The organism is Engelhardtia mirabilis (assembly GCF_007748095.1).
Taxonomy (GTDB): domain Bacteria; phylum Planctomycetota; class UBA1135; order UBA1135.
On sequence record NZ_CP036287.1, the window covers coordinates 6,881,298 to 6,899,822 of the forward strand.

An 18,525-nucleotide genomic window follows, 5' to 3' on the forward strand; every position below is an offset into this window, starting at 1 on the left:
GTCACTCGCGACCGGAAAAATCGGCGAGCTTCGAGGGCGACTTCTGACCCTCGCGACCGCCGATCGATGCCGGCGAGCCTTGCGCGCCGCCGAGACACCTTGCGATCGGACGAGCTCAGCCCCGCCCGCCAAGGAGCCGCCCGTCGGCCCGGGGCCGATAGCCCACCGACCGAGCCTTCGCTCGGGTGTCAGCCCCGCGCCGGCCGTTGTCCCCCAGAGACCCACGGCTGGTCTCGGCGCCCCGGCCCCGGTTGAGGCTGCAGGGCCCTCGCACCGGACTCAGTCGACGACTCCCGGGTCGCCATGGACGGCCGCAAGGACCCTTCACTCCGCCGCAACGGTGCAATCTCGGCGATGCGAGGGTCCGGTTCGAGCCGCTCGATGCAAGGTCCAAGCATGGTGCGCGGGAGCCGTCGGGGCCCCGTCGACAGGCACCAAGTTGATCCTTCCCAGCCAGCCGCGGTCACCGTCGACCCGCCCGGGCTGAACTCGCGGGGGGGATTCCCAGCCACCGTCCAGGAACCTCGGACCCGTAATCGCCGCGCCACCACCCCCGAGGATTCTCGGCGATCCCGCCTTCGCGCACGCTCGCCGATCAGGTTCGGCGAGTTCCGACGGTCGACCGCCAGCGCCCGGGAGCTCGACCTGGCATCTGGCCTGATTCGGCGAACGCCACCTGTCCGCGCTCCATCCATTCCGATCCGCCAAGTTCTCGGCCTCAGTCGAAGCCAACTCCATCCCTTCCGCCCGATCCCCTGATCCCGCGCGCGAGGGGGCCCGCGCCCGTGGGAACGATCGCCCCCGTCTACCCCCGGGAGTTCACCGGATCACCAGCCACGACGATCCGGCCATCCCATAGAACGGCAGACCCGCGAACTCCGCCGACTGTGAATCCCAACGACCATTCCATCCCCGCTGCGATCCAGTGCTCACTCGACGCGAGCGTGGGGGCCGAGGATCCTCGTCATGGTCTCGAGCTGGCCTACGCTGCCTGGGAAGCCTCTATCCGGCTGGCCGTCCTCGCCGCGCCGCCGGAGGACCTCACGATCTTGGCCGACACAGGCTTCTCGACCTGGGTCGCGTGTTTCGAGGCGCCCGAGGTCGACGTCGACCTGACGGGCCTACCGCCACTGCTCGGCTTGCCCCGGGACCAGCGTGTCTGCGCCTTCGACCTCGTCGACCGGGTCGTCGCCGGACGGTTGCGAAGGCTCGACCATGGCGACGAGGAGTCCGTTTCGGCCGCGCTGCGCGAAGCCTTGCAACGCACCTGGGACGCCGGTGTCTTCGACGGGGCTGCCGCCGCACTGGCCCGGGTTCCGTCTGCGCTCGAACCCTGGCTGATCCAGATATCCTCGACAACGTCCGCTCCCTCCGCGGGCTCAACCCTGCTGTTCTCCGGCTGGGCGACCACCGGGGCTCAGTTCCTCGATCTCGCCAGCGGCGTGATCTTGACCGGCAGTCGCCTCGAGCGACGCGTTCCCGGCCTCTCGGCGCGTGTCGGAGCGCTGTTGGGAGTCGCGTCGACCTGGGCTCCGGTGGACGACGACGTGCCGTATGACATCGACGGGTACGACATCCTCGGCCTGCTCGAAGAAGGAGGGATGGGCCGAGTCCTCCTGGCACAGCAGCGGCGAACCAGCCGTCGCTTCGCCCTCAAGGTCGCTCGCGTCATGGTGGGCAAGACCCGCGCGGAACTCATCGTGCGCTTCGAGCAGGAGATCGAGGTCCTCGCCCGCTGCGAGCACCCTGGGGTGGCGCGCGTGGTCGACTCGGGTCTGACCGCCGACGAACCCTGGTATGCGATGGAGTTCATCGACGGCCCTACCCTCGCTGACCTCGCGCGGACATTGACACCGACGGAGGGGCTCTCCACCGCGCTCGAGCGAGCGCGCGAGCGGCACCTCCGTCGCGCCCCGGCGCTGCGGCGACTGCATCGAAGCGGTCGGATGGCCCCACGTATCACCGCCCCGCCCCCTTGGCGGGATCTGGCGAGCCTCCTCGCCCGGGTGGCCGATGCGCTCCACCACCTCCACACGAGTGGCATCGTCCACCGCGACGTCAGCCCCGCCAACGTCTTGGTCGAGTGGTCCACGATGCGGCCGGTACTCACTGTTGCAGCTCGGGGTATCAAGTCCACCTGTAGCCCGGCCAAGCTGGTCCACCCCGGCGGCGGGGTGATGGGCGGGTGAGATCGGCCAGGCTGGTCCACCCTGGTTCGGCCAAGCTGGTCCACCTCAGCTCGGCCAAGCTGGTCCACCGCCGCCAGTCCCGAAGGTCCTCCCGCCGGTCTACTGACCGCCCTCATCCTCTTCGGCTCCCACGAGCCAAGGAGGATGGATGGGCGCCAGGAGGACCGACATGCACAGACTTCAGGAGATGCTCCGCCTGCACAGGCTGGGGCAGGGATCGCGAGGGATCGCGCGACAGCTGCACATTGGGCGGGACACGATCCGTGCCTACATGCGCGCGCTCGCTACGGCGGGGCTGCTCGAGGGCGCGCCTAACGAGCTGCCCGACCTCGATCAGCTGCGAGCGGCAGTCGAGGAGCACGTCCAGTCGAGGCAGGCGCCGCAGCAGCGCTCCTCGGTCGAGCGGTGGGTCGCGACGATCGAGCGGCTGCGGAAGAAGGGGGCCGGGCCGAGTGCGATCCACGACTGGCTACGCCTGAACGAGCCGGACTTCGACGGCAGCCTCTCGGCCATCAAGCGTCTGGTGCTGCGACTCGCCGACGCGGAGGGTCCCAAGCCGACGGACGTAGCCATCTCCGTCGAGACGACCGCGGGCGAGGTGGCCCAGGTCGACTTCGGCTACGTCGGGAAGCGCTACGACCCCGAGCGCGGCGTCTTGCGCAAGAGCTGGCTCTTCGTGATGACGCTCGGCTGCAGCCGCCACATGCACACCCAGATCGTCTTCGACCAGAAGATCGAGACCTGGGTGAGGCTGCATGTCGAGGCGTTCGAGTACTTCGGCGGCGTGCCGCGCGTCATCGTGCCCGACAACTTGAAGGCGGCAGTGATTCGGGCCTCGTTCGGCGTGGACGGCGAACCCGTCTTGAACCGCACGTACGTCGAACTCGCACGCTATTACGGATTCCAGATCGACCCGACGCCGCCACGCGCGCCGGAGAAGAAGGGCAAGGTCGAGCGCGGAGTGCGCTACACGAAGGGAAACTTCTTCGCTACGCACGAGTCCGTCGACATCCACGAGGACCGGCGGGCGCTGCGGCGCTGGACGCTGGAGATCGCAGGGCGGCGCCGGCACGGGACGACTGGCCGCGCACCGCTCGAGTACTTCGAGGAGGAAGAGCGCGCTGCCCTGCTGAGCTTGCCGCAGTCGCGGTGGGAGCTCGTGATCTGGAAGAAGGCACGCCTGCATCGTGACAGCCACGTCCAGGTCGACGGCGCCTTCTACTCCGCGCCGTGGACCTTGCTGGGCCAAGACCTCTGGCTGCGCTGCACGACGCACTCGATTGTGATCTACGCCGAGGACTGCCGTCTTCACGCTCATTCGCGTGTGCCGCGCGGCAAGCGCAGCACGATCGAGTCGCATCTCCCCGAGCACCGCCGTGACCTCCGGCACCGCAGCCGCGAGCACTGGATCGTGCGTGCTCGGGTGATCGGTGAGGAGGTCGAAGTGCTCGCTGCCGCGATCTTCGACTCCGACGATGTGCTCTACCAGCTGCGCAAGGTGCAGGCGGTCGTCACGCATCTCGAGGGCTTTCCGCGCGAGCGCGCACGCGCGACGGCCAGACGCGCGCTGCACTTCGGCTGCCTCGAGTACCGCAGCATCAAGAGCATCCTCAAGCAGGGGCTCGACCTCGAGCCCCTGCCGGAGGAGTCCGGGCGAGCGTGGTCTCAGGGATCGATGTTCGCCCGCAACCCGAGCGAAACGCTCACAGCAATCCAGGAGAAGACCCATGGCGATCGCCGATGACCTCGTCCCCGTACTCAAGAAGCTCCGGCTCTCGGGCGTGCTTCAGACGCTCGACCTGCGCACGAAGGAAGCCGTCGATGCGGATCTCAGCCACTCCGAATTCCTCTTCCGCCTCTGCAGCGACGAGGTCGAGCGGCGCGACTCGAAGCAGCTCGAGATGCGCTTGCGACGCGCGACCTTCGAAACCACCAAGCGGCTCGACGACTTCGAGTGGTCCTTCAACCCGCAGATCCCCAAGACCAAGATCATCGACCTCGCGACCTGTGGCTTCGTCGCGAAGCAGGAGAACGTGCTGCTGATCGGGCCTGCCGGCGTCGGCAAGAGCCACATCGCCCAGGCGCTGGGAGAACGCGCTTGCCGCGCTGGCCACTCAGCGCTGTACACGACCGCCCACCGGATGCTCACCCAGCTGCGGTCGTCACGGGCCGACCAAGGCTGGGACAAGCGGCTCCTGCGTTACACAACGCCGGACGTGCTGATCCTCGATGACCTCGGCCTGCGGCCGCTCGAAGGTGACGAGCCGATCGACCTGTACGAGGTGATCCGAGCTCGCTACGAGCGGGGCTCGATCGTGGTCACGTCGAACCGCGCCATCGAGGAGTGGTACCCGCTCTTCCGCGACGACCTGATGGCCTCCGCCGCGATGGACCGCTTGCTCCACCACTCGCACGTCCTGGTGATGGAAGGGAGCTCCTACCGCAACCCGCCGACCAAAGGGCGCGAGGCTGTCTGATGCCCCGATCGAGGTGGACCAGCTTGGCCGAACTGGAGGATCTGTTTTTCCAGCCCCTCCTGGGCGCCCCTTTCTGGCGCTCCGAACCTCCCTTGCCGAGCACTCAATGACTGATTTCCGAGGGCACTGAGCTGGACCAGCTTGGCCGAACTGAGGGTGGACCTGACCAGCCGAACCTTGACACTCACAGACTTCGGCCTGGCGTCCCTCGACCCGGGTGGCTGGCGTCCGGATCGGCCTCGCCCCCAGCGCGAGGGCACCATGGCCTACTGTGCTCCCGAACGCCTCGATCCGAGACATGGCGATGACGATCCGCGGTCGGACGTCTATTCCCTCGCGGCCGTCGGCTTCGAGCTCGTAACAGGCCAGCCGGTCCGCAGCGGCGGGCAGGCGTCCCTCGACGAGGCCACCCAATCGACGTCACGGTGGCCGCACCACCTTTGCAGCGAGGTCCCGCTCGAGCTGTCGGCGGTGCTACGCCACGCCCTCGCGCCTGACCCGGACCGACGCTATCCGTCAGCGGCAGACTTCGCCGCCGATCTGCGCCGCTTCGCCGAGGACCGCCCGGTGGCGGTGCCGCTGGAGAAGCCGAGTCAAACCCTGCGCGCCACGGCACGGCGCCAACGAGGTTTCATTGCCGTCGCGTGTCTGACTTTGGCGTCGATCTTCGGCTCCCTCGCCGTCGGGCATTGGCGCGGGAGCATCGGGGCGGCCGACCGCTTCCACATGCAGCTCGAACGGATCGTCCACGAGTCCAGGGAGGTGCCGGGTGGACTGTCACCGGAGCTCGAGGGGGAGTTCCGGGCGTTGCTGGTCGAAATCACGCCCGCGACGGCCGGGCGCCCCCTGCCCTCTTCGGACCGCGCACACGACGATGATCCCGGGGCCACATCGAACTCCAATCCGAGCGCCGTCCTGCTCTCCCTCGCCTTGGCCGCCACGCGCCTGGATGAGCTCGGTCCCGTCGAGATCCTCGACTGGCTCACGCGGGCGAGGGACTGGCCGACCGAGGACCTGGCCGCCGGCGCGGCGGACCTGGACCGCCTCGCCGGCGAGTTCGTGGCCCTCTCGGGCCCCGGTCGCGACCGACGTCTGGCATCGGCCGAGGCCACCTGGCGCGCCGCGGCGAGAGCGACCCAACGGACCTGGGTTCGCGCGCAGTTCCTCGAGCGCAGCGCCTGGGCCGCAGAGGCGCGCGGCGAGGTGGAAGCCGCCCGCATGGACCTTGAAGCGGCGTGGGGCGTGCTCGCGGGAACGTCGGCGGCGGTGGTCGAGTCCCGGCGTCCCGTTCTCGAGCTGGCGCGACTCGCCCGCCTGCAGGGCGACCAGGGCGCTCTCGAAGTCGCCCGCGAGCGACTCGATTTGATCGTGACCACCTGGACCACCCAGCGAGGCGCCGACGACCCTCTCACTCTGAGCGCCTGCGCCGAGTTCGCACGGGTCGACCTGGCCCTGGACCGCGCCCATCCGCGGGAGGACGAGGTCGTTCGCGCCGACGAGGTCCTCGAGCGTGCGACTGCGCTGGAGACGGTCCAGGGCACTTGGCGCCTGGGCCTGGCGCTCGACCTCGCGGAAGCCCATTGGCGTCTCGGCGAGCTCGCGGCCGGCACCGAACTCCTGCGTCGCGGCGCCGCCCTCCCCGAGGCCCCAACGGCGCTCCCCGGCGACGCCCTCCAGACGTGGAGGGCGGCCGCCGCGCCAGTCCGCTGAACTCGACCCTCTCGATACTGCCGGCCGCCGCTTGCGTTTAGGCTTCCGACAGAGGAAGGGGTGGCGATGGTCGAGGACGAGGGGAAGCCGGTAGCCAGCAACGACACCGAGCACACGAACCAGGGCGACGGAGGCCATCGCGATGAGTGGTGGGATCCGACCCGTTGGTCGCTGATCGAGCTCGCCCGAGGCGCCCCCGAGCAGGGCCGACGACGCAGCGCGTTCGGTGAGCTCCTCGAGCTCTATCGCGACCCGATCGCTCGCCTCTTGAAGCGGCACTCGAACCGTGGGGGCCTGGGCGAGCTCTCCGTCGAGGAATTCTTCGCTTACGTCCTGGAACGCGGAGCGCTCACCTCGGCGAATCCCGATCTCGGCCGCTTTCGCCAGTACATCCAGGGCGTCCTGCGCCATTTCGTCCGCGAGTCCCGCCGCGCCGCGAGCCGCAACCGAGGGGTCCCGCTCGAAGTCGCGGAGGGCTACGCCGCCGCGAACGACTCCTCGCACGCCGCCGAAGACAACGACGAGCGCGAATGGGCCCTCGCTCTGCTGAGCTCCGGCCTGGCCAAGCTCGAGCGGGCCAATCCCCCCGCGGCGCAGATCCTCCGACGCCACGACCTGGGACCCACTCGAGCCGACACGTCCCAGATCGCCTTCGAGCTCGAGCTCGACCTCGCCACCGTCCAGAAGCGCCTCTATCGAGCTCGCAAGCGCTTCCAGTTGATCCTCGACGAGCTGCTCCGCGAAGGCGCCGGTTCGGACGAGGAATTCGACGAGGAGCGCCGATGGTTGATCGGCCGCCTGCGCGACGCTTGCCCCGGCCTGTTTGACGCGGGCGACGAGTTCGTCGGGGAGTAGGCCGAGGGACGCGATCGCGACCCAAGTCCGAGCCGCGCCCCCCAGTGCGCCGAGGCCTCGAGGGGGCCGCGCGCTCGGCTGGGCGCCTCCACGTCGAGCCTCGACCACTCCCTCGCCGATTGCGGTGCAGAAACGTCGTCCCGCGCGATCAGCTCCGGACAGGGCGCCGACCGCCCCGCTCGAAGTCCCATTGAGCGCCGCATCGAACCACGACTTCGAGGGCGAGCGCCGATGACTAATCGACTTCCTGCGGCGGGCCTGGCCCGGCCTGAAAGACGAACGCGGCCCCGACAAGGGGGGTTAGGACCCCGAAGAAGACCCGTCCCGCGCGAAACCCTGAACGTAGCGGTCCGCCCGCGAGGGTCGCTCTCAAGGGGTGGCGAACCGGCCCGCGCGGGCCATAACCCACCGCCACCAGACCATGCGACTCCACGCCACCCTTCTCGGCGCCACCCTGGGCCTGCCCGCCATCGCGGCCGCTCAGACGCCCCTCGGAACCAACCTCCTCACGAATCCCAGCTTCGATTCCGGCCTCGCCGGATGGAGCACACTCGCCTCGAGCTCCACCACTGTCAGCTACGACGCGCCCGGCTATCCATCGACCGCTCTATCGCAGCTCATCGGTGGGGGCGGTCGGATGCTCGCCGACCTGGGCGGAGACGCGATCGTCGAGCAGGTCGTTTCATTGGTGGGCCTGCCCGTCGGAGCCCATCTTCACGCCGGAGGCTTCGTCGGTGGAGCCGCAGACGATGACGCGAGGCTGGTCGTGCGCTTTCTTGACGCCGGAGGGCTGGAGGTCGCTCGGCAGAATCTCGACTACGCCACGCCCCAGAACCGCAACTTCGAGACGGTATTGCTGCGGCGTGAGAAGCGCATTGCGATCCCAGCCGCTGCGAAGAAGGCAGCGATCCGCGTCGAGTTCCGCGATTTCTGGAGCGGCACCTATGGGGCAGCGGACGAGCTCTTCGCAATCGTCGATGCTGGTTCACCGCTCCCGGCTCCGGTCCCCCTCGACACGGACCTCGTGACCAATGGTTCGTTCGAGTCCGGCTGGTCGTTCGGATCACCGCTGACTCCTACGACGATCGCGGGCTGGGAAGGCCACAGTGGTTCGAGCACGGTAGTCGGTCCTTACTCGGACCTTATCCCATGGAGCCCGATCACACTCATCTCTTGCCTGATCGGCGGTGGGATACCGAACTTCAGTTGTCAGCCCGGCGGTGCGGGAAACGTCCTGCACCACAACGGAGACGCGGTCCTGCGCCAGCGCATAGACGTGCGCGGCAACGCGCCTGACTTCGCCCAGTTCGGCCAGCGGGCCCTGGCGATCGACTCGTTCCTGGGAGGGCACGCGGAGGAGTCCGATCGTGTGAGCGTCCAGGTGACCTTCCGGGACTCGAACCTGAACTCACTCGCCCCCCTCCCGGCTCTCGGTCCGGTGACGCGCGCGCTGCGCAACGAAGAGACCGCCCTGCTTCCGCGCTCGAATCAGTTCCCGGTCCAACCTGGTACGGCCTACATCGATATCGACCTCGTATTCGAGGACGAGTGGAGTGGTTCGTACGCCTCTGCTGACCTGATCGAGGCTCGCCTCGTCGTACCCACCGCCCCAACGCCCCCGCCCCTGGGCGTGAACCTCATCGCTAACCCGGGTTTCGAGGTTGGATCGCTTCCTGGCTCGCCGCTTCAACTGACCGTCGAAAAGGGGTGGAACGGCATTTACGACCGGCACAGTGTGGTCAATGGCTACGGAAGCGAGGTCTTCGTGCCGTCGTCCTCCTTCGCAGCCACGAATGGTCTCGGCGGACAGCTCGTCCGAGACGGCGACGGCGACGCCGGTCTGCAACAGCGCATCGACGTGTCGCACCTGAAGTCGCAGATCGACCTTGGACAGATCGAGGCCTACGCCGGGGCCTGGCTCGGCGGCTACGCCAATGAGGTTGACGCTGCGCGTGTGGAAATCACCTGCCTCACCATCGCCGGGGTCCAGGTTCCTGGCGCAGGAGGCCTCCGCATCCTCGGTCCGGTGACTGCAGCCGACCGTGGGAACCAGACGACGCTCCTCGAACGATTCGATGTCTTTCCCCTCCCCGCCTCGACCGACTCCATCCTCGTCGAAGTGATCTTCGACGACCAATGGTCGGGGACCTACGCCTTGGCGGATGAGATCGAGTTCGTGCTCTTCAGCACAGACACTGGCAATCCGGTGAAGTTGCCCGGCACGAATGAGGACCTGCGCCTGTTCACCGGCGTGAATGGCCCGACCACCTCCGGACCCGGCAATGAATCGAAGTTGGCTAGTACCGGTGACGTCGTTGGATTCGAGGTCCTGAGTCCGCTGGGTACCTACGAACTGGGACCCATGCTCGTGGGCGCCACCGTCTACGCGCCGCCGGCCAGTTTCCAGCTCTTGCTACCCGACGTTTGGCTCGATACGAGCAACGTCGTGCTGATTCTAGGCGGCATCGGCTGCGGCGGCATCGGCTGCAGCGTCGTTGCGCCGGGTGGAAGCTACGGGAACTTCCCTATCCCATCGGATCTGGCCGGCTCTGTGATCCGCATCCAAGCCCTTGCGTTCGCACCGCCGAGCCTCAGCGCTGTGCCTGCAAATGGTGCCTATGCCTCGACCGAGGCCCATGAGATCTTCGTGCAGTAGGTCTTCACGTCGCTTCCGCGCGCGGGGTGGCGAGGAGTTGGAAGAGAGATAGTTGGCCGATCGACCTGCAGGCCCCATCGCATTCGCCTTGATCCGGGTGCGGTGGGGCCTGGGCAGGCCGCAGCGGCGGGCGTTGTACGTGGTCGGGAACGGGTAGGATTCGTCGATGGGCACCCGCGATCTCGAGCGTGAGTTGGCCGTCGACCCGGCGACGGCTCACCGACTCGTCGCGCCAGCCCCGGTGGGCACCTCGCTCTACGTCCACTTCCCCTATTGCGCGGCGAAGTGCACCTACTGCGACTTCTACTCCCTGCCTGGAGAGGGACATGATGCCGACGGAGCTCTGGCGCTGCTGTTGCGTGAGGCCGAGGTGCGTCAGCCGACATCGCCCTGCACGGTCTTCCTCGGGGGCGGCACGCCGAGCTACCACTCGGCGCAGGCTTTGGTCGGATTCCTGAACGCCCTCGACGGGCTGACTGGCTTTCGCGCCTCGGCGCAGGAGGTCACGATCGAATGCAATCCGGAGAGTCTCGACGAGACCAAGGTGGAAGCGCTGCTGCGCGCCGGCGTGACGCGGATCTCGATCGGCGTGCAGTCGCTCCAGCCGGCGATCCTCGAGCGCTTCGGTCGCGTGCATTCGGTCGAGCAGAGCTTCGCCGCCGTGCGGGCGGCGCGTTCCGCGGGCTGCGACCGACTCAGTGTCGACTTGATCTACGCGGCGCCGGGCCAGACCCCGGCGGCCTGGCGCTCGGACCTCGAGCGCGTGCTCGAGCTCGGGACCGACCACCTGTCGGCCTACAACCTCACCTTCGAAGAGGGCACCGCCCTCGATCGCGAGCGGCGCGCAGGGTCGGTCGAACCGCTGACCGAGGACGACGAGCTCGAGATGTTCTGGGCCACTCGCGAGTTGGCGGTCGCCGCCGGCCTGGAGGCCTACGAGATCTCGAACTTCGCGCGGCCGGAACAGGTTTGTGCCCACAACCTCGCTTACTGGCGGGGGGACGACTACGTGGGCATCGGTCCGTCGGCCGTCAGCCGGGCCGGAGACCACCGCTTCGGCAATCCGAGGCACCTGGGGCAATGGACCGCAAGGGTCCGCGCAGGCGAGCCGACCATGGGCTGGGCCGAGCGCCTCGACCGGGGCACTCGGCTGGGCGAGGCCTGGTGGCTCGGGCTGCGCTTGGCGGAGGGCGTGGATCCCGCCGAGGCCCGGCGCCGAGCCGATTGGCGGGAGTCCGACCCCGCGCTGGAGCTGGCCCGCCGATTCGTCTCGCAGGGCTTGGTCGAGGCCCGCGACGAGGGGCGGGCCGCTCCGCGCTACGGCCTCACGCCCCGCGGCCTGCCCCTGGCGGACGGGGTCGCGCGCGCCTTCCTCGACCTGGGCGATCCCGAACTCTTCGGATTCCAGGACTGATCGACGGAGTCTCGTCGCGGGCGTCGAGCTGCGACTGCGGCGCGGCCATAATCGACGCTCATGAACTTCTCCGACCGCCTCGCAGGGGCCGTCGAGCGCACCGGCAATCCGGTGCTGCTCGGAATCGATCCGCACTTGGACCTGTTGCCGGAAGAGTTCGCGGTGGCCCGCGACCGCTCGGCACGGCGAGTCGACCGCGCCAAGGCGGTGGCGCGCTTCTGCCTCGAGCTGGTCGAGCTCGCCAAGGGCCGGGTTCCGGCGGTGAAGCCCCAGGCGGCCTTCTTCGAAGAGCTCGGCGCCGACGGTGTCGCGGCCTTCGAGGAGGTCGTGGACGCCGCCCGCGACGCGAGCCTGCTGGTCGTCGGTGACGTCAAGCGGGGCGACATCGCCAGCACGGCGGCCGCCTACGCCCGCGCTCACCTGGCCGAGAACGGTGGGGGGCGCTGCGACGCCATCACCGTCAGCCCCTACCTGGGCGCGGACTCCCTGGAGCCATTCATCGAGGCGGCCGACGCCAACGAGGGCGGCCTCTTCGTCCTGGTCCGCACGTCCAACCCCGGCGGAACGGCCTGGCAGACCGCGGGCGACGTGCCCATCGCCGGCTTGGTCGCCGACCAGCTCACGGCCTGGGGCGCCGAGCGCCTGGGCGAGTGCGGCCTCTCCAACCTGGGCGCCGTGGTCGGGGCGACCCAAGCCGCGGAGCTCGCCCAGTGGCGCGAACGCCTGCCCCATGCCTGGATGCTGCTGCCCGGCTACGGCGCCCAGGGTGCCGGCGCCGCCGATGTGGTCGGCGCCTTCCGCTCCGACGGGCTGGGGGCACTGGTGGCCTCGTCGCGGGGCATCGCCTTCGCCTACGCCAAGGATCCGGCCGGGGCGGCCGACTGGCGCGGAGCGGCCGACCGCGCGCTGGACGCCATGATCGCCGACCTGCGCTCCGCCGTTCCCCACGCCGGCTGAGGTGGTCGTGGGACTGACCCTCGAACACCTGCCCGCGGACGTCCTCGGTCTCTCGGCCCTGTCCCGCGCGGTGCTGGCGGACCGGCCGCGGCCGCAGGCGTTGGGTGGCCTCCCGGTGCCGGCGCGCCTCGAGCACTTCGATCCGGCCACGGCCTGCGCCGACTCGACCTTCCTGGAGCGCAGCGAGTTGGTCGAGCGATTCCACTCCTGGCGCGCACACGAGGGCCTCGACGCCCCATTGCATCCGGCCCAGGCCCGGAGCCTCGAGCGCCTCTCCGACTCGCGCTCCCAGGTCGTCGTCTGCGGTCAGCAGCCCGGGTTCCTCGGCGGGCCCCTGCTGAACCTCTACAAGGCCCTCCACACCGTGCGACTGGCCGCTGCGTTGGAGCAACAGTGGTCTCGCCCGGTGGTGCCCCTGTTCTGGTGCCACTCCGACGACCACGACCTGGCCGAGATGGGGCACGCCCATGTACTCAACCCGCACCTGGACATCGCGCGGATCGGGCTGCCGGGCATGGGCTCTGGCCGGCGCTCGATCGGAACCCTGGCCCTGGATCGCGAGGCGCACCGGCTGCCGGCGCTGCTCGAGCACCTGCGACAGCTGCTGCCCCCCGGCGAGGGGCGGGAACCGCTGCTCGAGGCCTTCTTTCCACGCCACGGGGAGACCCTGGCGACGGCCTTCGTCCGTGGTTGGGACCACGTCCTGGGCCACACCGGCCTCCTGATCATCGAACCGGCCGCACTGCGGGAGCCCCTCTCGCGGGCGTTGGCCCACCTGGTGTCCGGGGATCTCGACGGGAACCTGCGGATGGGCCTGAGGCGGCTGGCTGACCACGTCGGCTCCGCGGACCTCGATCCGGAGCGGGTTCCCTGGGTCTTCGAGCAAGCCGACGATGGCCGGCGCGCCCTGCGCTGGTCGAACGGCGCTTATCGCTACGACGGCGAGGTCGGGGGTCGAACCGGCTTCGAGTTGGCCGCTCGAATCGTCGACCAACCGGGGCGCTGGAGCGCGGGTGTCCTGACTCGCCCTCTGGTCCAGGACCTCTGCCTACCTGTCGCCGCCTATGTGGGCGGTTGGGGCGAACTTGGCTACCACGCCCCACTGGCAGAGATCCGCACCGCCTCCGCAAGCCCCTTGACACCCTTTTGCCACCGACTTGCTGCAACTTTGGTCGATCCGACCCTCGGCAACGCCCTGCGCTCGGTCGGGCTGAGCTTGGCTGAGGCGCTCGCAGCCCGGGGGCAGCTCTCGAACCCCGATTCCGAGGAAGATGCGCCTCCCGTGATCCACAAACTGAGGTCCGTCAACAGCCAGAAGTCCGCCGCACTGAACGAGCTTCGAACGCCCCTCGCCGAGCTCGACCGGGGTCTGGCCAACCAACTGAGACGCGCCGCCCGCCAGTCGGAGGAGTTGGTCGAGAAGATCGCTCGTAAGGCCGAGCGTGCTGCAGCCAACCGGACAGGCCGCTCGAACCGACACTTGAGGCGGGTCAACAACAGCCTTTTTGGACGCGATCTGCCCCAAGAACGGCTCTTGACGATCGTCCAGGCGGGCGCGGCTCTCGGACTTGAATGGATCGATGAACTGCTGCCGGACATTGAACCACTTCCTTCGGAGCATCTAGGGGTCTACTTTCCGTCGACGGATGTTGAAGGATTCTAGTGGGCGGCATCCTCGACCTGCTCGTGGTGGCGGCCCACCCTGACGATGCCGAATTGGCGCTTGGCGGTGTTTTGGCAGCAAGTCACGCCGCAGGAAGGGCCTGCGGTGTGGTCGACCTGACCAGAGGTGAGCGCGCCACCCGCGGCAACCCCGAGCGACGGATCGAGGAGGCCCAGCGGGCCGCCGAGGTCCTCGGGCTCGCCATGCGGGACAACTTGGCCCTCCCCGACGGGCGACTGGAGGCCACACCGGAAGCTCGGGAGCGCCTCGCCGCCGTGATCCGGACCTGGCGGCCGCGCCTGCTCGTGGGGCATGGCGCCGGGGACCCGCACCCCGACCACGACGCCGCCGCGAGGCTCACCCGCGAGGCCTGGTTCCTCGCCGGATTGGCTGGTCCCGATGGCCAACCCGCTCACCGACCCCCGCGGCGCCTGTGCTTCGCGACCCCGCGAGGGCGGCGGCCCGACCTGGTAGTGCCGATCGACGTGACCTGGCTCACCAAGCTCGAAGCACTTCGCTGCCACCACAGCCAGGTGGAGCCCGGGGCCGACCACCGCCTGGGCGACCCAGACCCCCTCCGCGAGGCCGAGGTCTTCGCCCGCTCCCTCGGCACTCTGATCGGCTGCGAGTTCGCCGAGGGACTGCTGCTCGACGGACCGACCACTTGCGTCGATCCGCTCCTGCTCTGAGCAGCAGCGCCACCGGCCCGCGCCCGTACAATCCGCGGCTGTCATGCGCCGCATCGCGATCCTCAATCAGAAGGGCGGGGTCGGGAAGACGACGACCACCGTCAACCTCGGCGCCGCCCTCGCGCGCGCCGGGCGGCGCGTGGCGCTGGTCGACCTGGACCCCCAAGGCAACCTCTCGACCCACCTGGGCCTGGAGATCGAATCGGGCGAGCCGTCCAGCTACACCGTGCTGAGCGGCGAGACCGACTTCGCGCAGACCCTGCGGCCGACGACGACCGCCGGGCTGCACGTCATACCGACCAGCATCGACCTGTCAGGCGCCGAACTCGAGCTGGCCACCCTCGACCAGCGCGAAACCATCCTGCGGCGGTCGATCGACGCCTGGGAGCGCGGCGCGATCGAGCGCACCGGCGCACCGCCGGCCGAGTACGTGCTGTTCGACTGCCCGCCGAGCCTGGGCCTGCTCTCGCTCAATGCCTTGGTGGCCGCGCGCGAGGTTTTCGTCGCCCTCCAAACCGAGTTCCTGGCCCTGCAGGGCATGACTCGGCTGCTCGAGGTCGTCGAGCTGATTCGCGCGCAGCTCAACCCGAGCCTGCAGGTCACGGGCATCCTGCCCTGCCTCTACGACAGTCGCCTACGCCTGGCGCGCGAGATCCTGGGTGAGCTGCGGCAGTACTTCCCCGAGCAGTGCTTCCGCCGCACCATCGGCACCAACGTCAAGCTCGCCGAGGCGCCCTCCTACGCCCAGCACGTCTTCGACTACGCACCGGACTCTTCCGGCGCCCGCGACTACCGCGAGCTGGCCGAGGAAGTCATCGGGCAGGAACGCCGCAGTCCCACCGGCGCGAACTCGGCCGCCCGCGCCGCGCAAACCGCCCAGCCGTGAGCGGTGCCGAGCCGCCCCTGCGACTGGCACTGCTGTGCCGCGGTGGGCACGGGGGATCGACGGTCGCCGCGACGGAGCTCGCCGCCGCCCTGTGCCGCCGCGGTCACCGGGTCGACCTCTTCGTGCAAGAGGCCCTCGGACGCCCGCCGGCCCGTCCGGCGCTCGGACTCTCGATCCTGGCGGTCGGCAGCGAACCGCGCGCCCTGGTCGACGCGGCCCTGACCCGCGCGGGCCGCCGCGGCTACGACGCGCTTCACGCCCACTACGCCCGGCCCCTGGCCGAGTGCGCCACGGCGATCGCCGACCGCTCCTTGGCCCTCGGACCTCGCCCCCGGACCCTCGTCACCCTCCACGGCACCGACCTCACCGGTGTGCTCGGGCCGAGTGCTCCGCTGGGCTCGGGCGCCCGCCTCGCGGCTGCTCTGGGGCGCGTGGACGAGGTCACTTGCGTTGGCGAGGACCTGGCCTCGCGCCTCCACGCTCTGCCCGGCGAACGGGTCCGCGTCTCCGTGATCCACGGCGGCATCGACCTCGAGACCTGGCGCCCGGGGCAGCGCCAGGAAGGCCCAGAGCTGGTCCATGTGAGCACTATCCGACCTCTAAAGCGTGTCCCCGCACTGGTCGAGGCCTTCGCCACAGCTTGGCGCGGGTGCGCGAGGCCGCCCTTGCGCCTGAGAATCGTCGGTGAGGGCCCCGAGCTGGAGCTCGCTCGCGCCGTCGCGGGTGACCGGGGCCTGACGGACTCCGTGATCTTCGAGGGAGCCATCCCTGCGACCCCGGACCTCTACCGAGGTGCTCGGGCGGTGGTTTCGTGGAGTCGCGAGGAGTCCTTCGGCCTCAGCCTGCTCGAGGGACTGGCCTGCGGCGTGCCTGTTATCGCCCCGCAGCTCGGAGGCCCGGCCGAGCTCGTCGGCACCTCGTCAGCGGGTAGCCTGGTCGCCGACGCAGCCGCCCTGACCGAGGCCATCGCTCGCGCTGCCAGCCCCCCCTCGACAACGCTCCGCCGCGCAGCGAGGTCCCGGGCCGAGCGCTTCCCCATCGAGTCAACCGCCCGACGTTACGAGGAACTCTACCGCCAGAAGGTGCCCCTTTGACCCGCCGTGTCTACCTCGATCACAACGCGACGACGCCCCTGAGACCGGAGGTTCGCGAGTTCTGGATCGAACTGGTCGACCGCGGCCTCGGCAACCCGTCGAGCCTCCACGCCGCGGGACGCGAAGCTCGCCAACTGGTCGACGAGGCGCGCGAACGGTTAGCAGCGTGCCTCCAAGTGCATGAGGACGGGGTGATCTTCACGTCGGGAGGCACCGAGGCCGACAACCTCGCCCTGTTCGGCTGCGTGGAATTCGACACCCGAGGCCGCGGACTGGCCACGTCAACCATCGAGCACTCCGCCGTCCTGGAGCCGGCGGCAGAACTCGCCCGTCGTGGCCGACCGTGGATTCGCCTGCCCTGCGACGAGCAGGGCCGGGTCGAAGCCGACGTCGTGGCCGCAGCCGCCCGCCAGCAGACCTGCCTGGTCAGTGTGATCGCCGCCAGCAACGAGCTGGGAACGCTCCAGGACGTAGCCGCCCTGGCGCAAGCCACTCACGAGGCCTCGGAGGGTCGTGCTCGATTCCACACCGACGCCGTCCAGGCCGTCGGCCGCATCCCGATCGACCTCGACGGTTGGGAGGTCGATATGGCCACCATGTCCCCACACAAGCTCGGCGGACCGGTCGGGGTGGGGATCCTGGTCGTCACGCGTGGCACTCGACTGGCTCCGCGCGCCCACGGTGGTGGACAAGAGCGCGGCCTGCGACCAGGGACCGAGAGCGTCGCGGCCATCGCCGCCGGCGCCCTGGCCGTGGAGTTGGCGATCGCGGAACAGCCCACCTATGCAGCGCGGGTCGGCGACCTCGCCGCACGACTGTGGACCGACATTGCGCAGGCCCTGCCGGGCGCTCGCCTACTAGGTCCCCCCATGGGTGACTCCAGGAGGCTTCCGAACACCCTCAACGTCCTACTTCCTGGTGTCGACGGCCGGGTGCTCGTCACCCGGCTCGATCTCGCAGGTCTGGAGGCCAGCGCGGGTTCCGCGTGCGCCAGCGGTTCGGTCGAACCGTCGCACGTTCTGGTCGCCCTCGGACTCGACGATGAACAGGCGCGCGCGGGTCTGCGACTGTCGCTCGGTCGCACTTCGACGCTCGACGACTGCCAACAAGCTGTGGAGATCTTGGTGAAGACCTGCAGACGAACGCACGCAACTCGGCCGTTGGACGATCGGTTGTGAACAAGTGCCCTCGCGCACCTTCACAAGTCGTTGACCGATGTGCGCGTCGCGCATGTAATGAGCGGCCGCTCCACCGCACAGGTGGCGCGACATTCCTGCCGACATCTCCGACTCCAGGACGATCCGAGTGCCCCCCACAGCGCCGCCCTGCAAAGGGCTTCTCCCCCTAGCGACGATCGCGGCGAGCACGGCTCGCGCGGCGGTCGACGCGCCGTGCGGAGGCACGGCACCTAGGCGCTACTCGGACGATCGCGACCGCTCTGGAACTGATTCGCGCAAGAACTCTCGGGATCGCCGTCAGAGCTCGGCCGACGAGCATCGTCTCGTCGGCGGCGTTCGGCGTCCTCTGGTCGGCAGCCTGCGTCCTCTGGTCGGCAGCCTGCGCCCTCTGGTCGGCAGCCTGCGCCCTCTGGTCGGCAGCCTGCGCCCTCTGGTCGGCAGCCTGCGCCCTCTGGTCGGCAGCCTGCGCCCTCTGGTCGGCAGCCTGCGCCCTCTGGTCGGCAGCCTCCTGTGCCAGACCGATGTCCGGGACCCGCTCGCTGCGTTCCCGGGTCGTACCGAAGCCGTCTTCGAACCGCCGGGTCGATCCAAGCCGGATCGATCCTGGTTGCAGCCCGTCGGGGTCGCAGCCGGGGTTCGGACCGGCGGCTGATCTGACCGGGCCTCGAGTGGCCCGAAAGCCCGCTGGGCCCAGTTGTGGGTCCGCTCCGTCCGCTCCCGGCACCACCGCCGGAGTCCTAGGGGGACAGTCGCGTCG

At 69.4% G+C, this 18,525-nt stretch carries 13 protein-coding genes; all 13 read left to right on the forward strand.

Features of this window, described 5'->3' with window-relative positions; all coding sequences use genetic code 11:
- Positions 1-785 precede the first annotated feature (785 nt).
- A complete protein-coding gene (locus tag Pla133_RS25425) occupies positions 786-2,189 on the forward strand; it encodes a protein kinase domain-containing protein (protein WP_145070655.1) in 1,404 nt (467 codons plus the stop codon).
- Positions 2,190-2,376: 187 nt separating this feature from the next.
- The gene (istA, locus tag Pla133_RS25430; RefSeq protein WP_419192464.1) at positions 2,377-3,933 is read left to right on the forward strand and encodes an IS21 family transposase; all 1,557 of its coding nucleotides are present in this window, start codon (positions 2,377-2,379) and stop codon (positions 3,931-3,933) included.
- On the forward strand, positions 3,917-4,666 hold the full coding sequence (gene istB / locus Pla133_RS25435; RefSeq protein WP_145061396.1) for an IS21-like element helper ATPase IstB: 750 nt from the start codon (positions 3,917-3,919) through the stop codon (positions 4,664-4,666). The genes istA and istB overlap by 17 nt, the downstream gene beginning before the upstream one ends.
- A gap of 177 nt (positions 4,667-4,843) precedes the next feature.
- Positions 4,844-6,376, forward strand: coding sequence for a protein kinase domain-containing protein (locus tag Pla133_RS25440; RefSeq protein ID WP_419191962.1), 1,533 nt, complete (start codon positions 4,844-4,846; stop codon positions 6,374-6,376).
- Between the two features lie 66 nt (positions 6,377-6,442).
- Complete coding sequence (locus tag Pla133_RS25445; RefSeq protein ID WP_145070660.1) at positions 6,443-7,231, forward strand: RNA polymerase sigma factor; 789 nt, start codon at positions 6,443-6,445, stop codon at positions 7,229-7,231.
- 637 nt (positions 7,232-7,868) lie between these two features.
- A complete protein-coding gene (locus tag Pla133_RS25450; RefSeq protein ID WP_145070662.1) occupies positions 7,869-9,887 on the forward strand; it encodes a hypothetical protein in 2,019 nt (672 codons plus the stop codon).
- A gap of 166 nt (positions 9,888-10,053) precedes the next feature.
- Positions 10,054-11,301, forward strand: a complete 1,248-nt coding sequence (hemW, locus tag Pla133_RS25455) for a radical SAM family heme chaperone HemW (RefSeq protein ID WP_145070664.1) — start codon at positions 10,054-10,056, stop codon at positions 11,299-11,301.
- A gap of 60 nt (positions 11,302-11,361) precedes the next feature.
- Positions 11,362-12,258, forward strand: coding sequence for an orotidine-5'-phosphate decarboxylase (gene pyrF, locus Pla133_RS25460; RefSeq protein WP_145070666.1), 897 nt, complete (start codon positions 11,362-11,364; stop codon positions 12,256-12,258).
- 7 nt (positions 12,259-12,265) lie between these two features.
- Positions 12,266-13,921, forward strand: coding sequence for a bacillithiol biosynthesis protein BshC (gene bshC, locus Pla133_RS25465; RefSeq protein ID WP_419191963.1), 1,656 nt, complete (start codon positions 12,266-12,268; stop codon positions 13,919-13,921).
- Positions 13,921-14,610: a PIG-L family deacetylase gene (locus tag Pla133_RS25470; RefSeq protein ID WP_419191964.1), complete on the forward strand. Its 690-nt coding sequence runs from the start codon at positions 13,921-13,923 to the stop codon at positions 14,608-14,610. Before bshC ends, Pla133_RS25470 begins: the two co-directional genes overlap by 1 nt.
- 43 nt (positions 14,611-14,653) lie before the next feature.
- Positions 14,654-15,496 carry a ParA family protein gene (locus tag Pla133_RS25475; protein ID WP_145070672.1) on the forward strand — a complete coding sequence of 281 codons (843 nt, stop codon included), beginning with the start codon at positions 14,654-14,656 and terminating at the stop codon, positions 15,494-15,496.
- The gene (locus tag Pla133_RS25480; RefSeq protein ID WP_145070674.1) at positions 15,493-16,590 is read left to right on the forward strand and encodes a glycosyltransferase; all 1,098 of its coding nucleotides are present in this window, start codon (positions 15,493-15,495) and stop codon (positions 16,588-16,590) included. The genes Pla133_RS25475 and Pla133_RS25480 overlap by 4 nt, the downstream gene beginning before the upstream one ends.
- Positions 16,587-17,768 (forward strand): cysteine desulfurase family protein, encoded by a 1,182-nt coding sequence (locus Pla133_RS25485; RefSeq protein ID WP_145070675.1) that lies wholly within the window; start codon positions 16,587-16,589, stop codon positions 17,766-17,768. Before Pla133_RS25480 ends, Pla133_RS25485 begins: the two co-directional genes overlap by 4 nt.
- Positions 17,769-18,525: the final 757 nt, after the last annotated feature.

What these genes read in the sequence shown, in the direction of transcription:
- Pla133_RS25450 (WP_145070662.1), top strand. Translation starts at nt 7,869, where the DNA reads ATGCTCGCCGACCTGGGCGGAGACGCGATCGTCGAGCAGGTCGTTTCA.
- Pla133_RS25445 (WP_145070660.1), top strand. Translation starts at nt 6,443, where the DNA reads ATGGTCGAGGACGAGGGGAAGCCGGTAGCCAGCAACGACACCGAGCAC.
- hemW (WP_145070664.1), top strand. Translation starts at nt 10,054, where the DNA reads ATGGGCACCCGCGATCTCGAGCGTGAGTTGGCCGTCGACCCGGCGACG.
- istB (WP_145061396.1), top strand. Translation starts at nt 3,917, where the DNA reads ATGGCGATCGCCGATGACCTCGTCCCCGTACTCAAGAAGCTCCGGCTC.
- pyrF (WP_145070666.1), top strand. Translation starts at nt 11,362, where the DNA reads ATGAACTTCTCCGACCGCCTCGCAGGGGCCGTCGAGCGCACCGGCAAT.
- Pla133_RS25475 (WP_145070672.1), top strand. Translation starts at nt 14,654, where the DNA reads ATGCGCCGCATCGCGATCCTCAATCAGAAGGGCGGGGTCGGGAAGACG.
- istA (WP_419192464.1), top strand. Translation starts at nt 2,377, where the DNA reads ATGCTCCGCCTGCACAGGCTGGGGCAGGGATCGCGAGGGATCGCGCGA.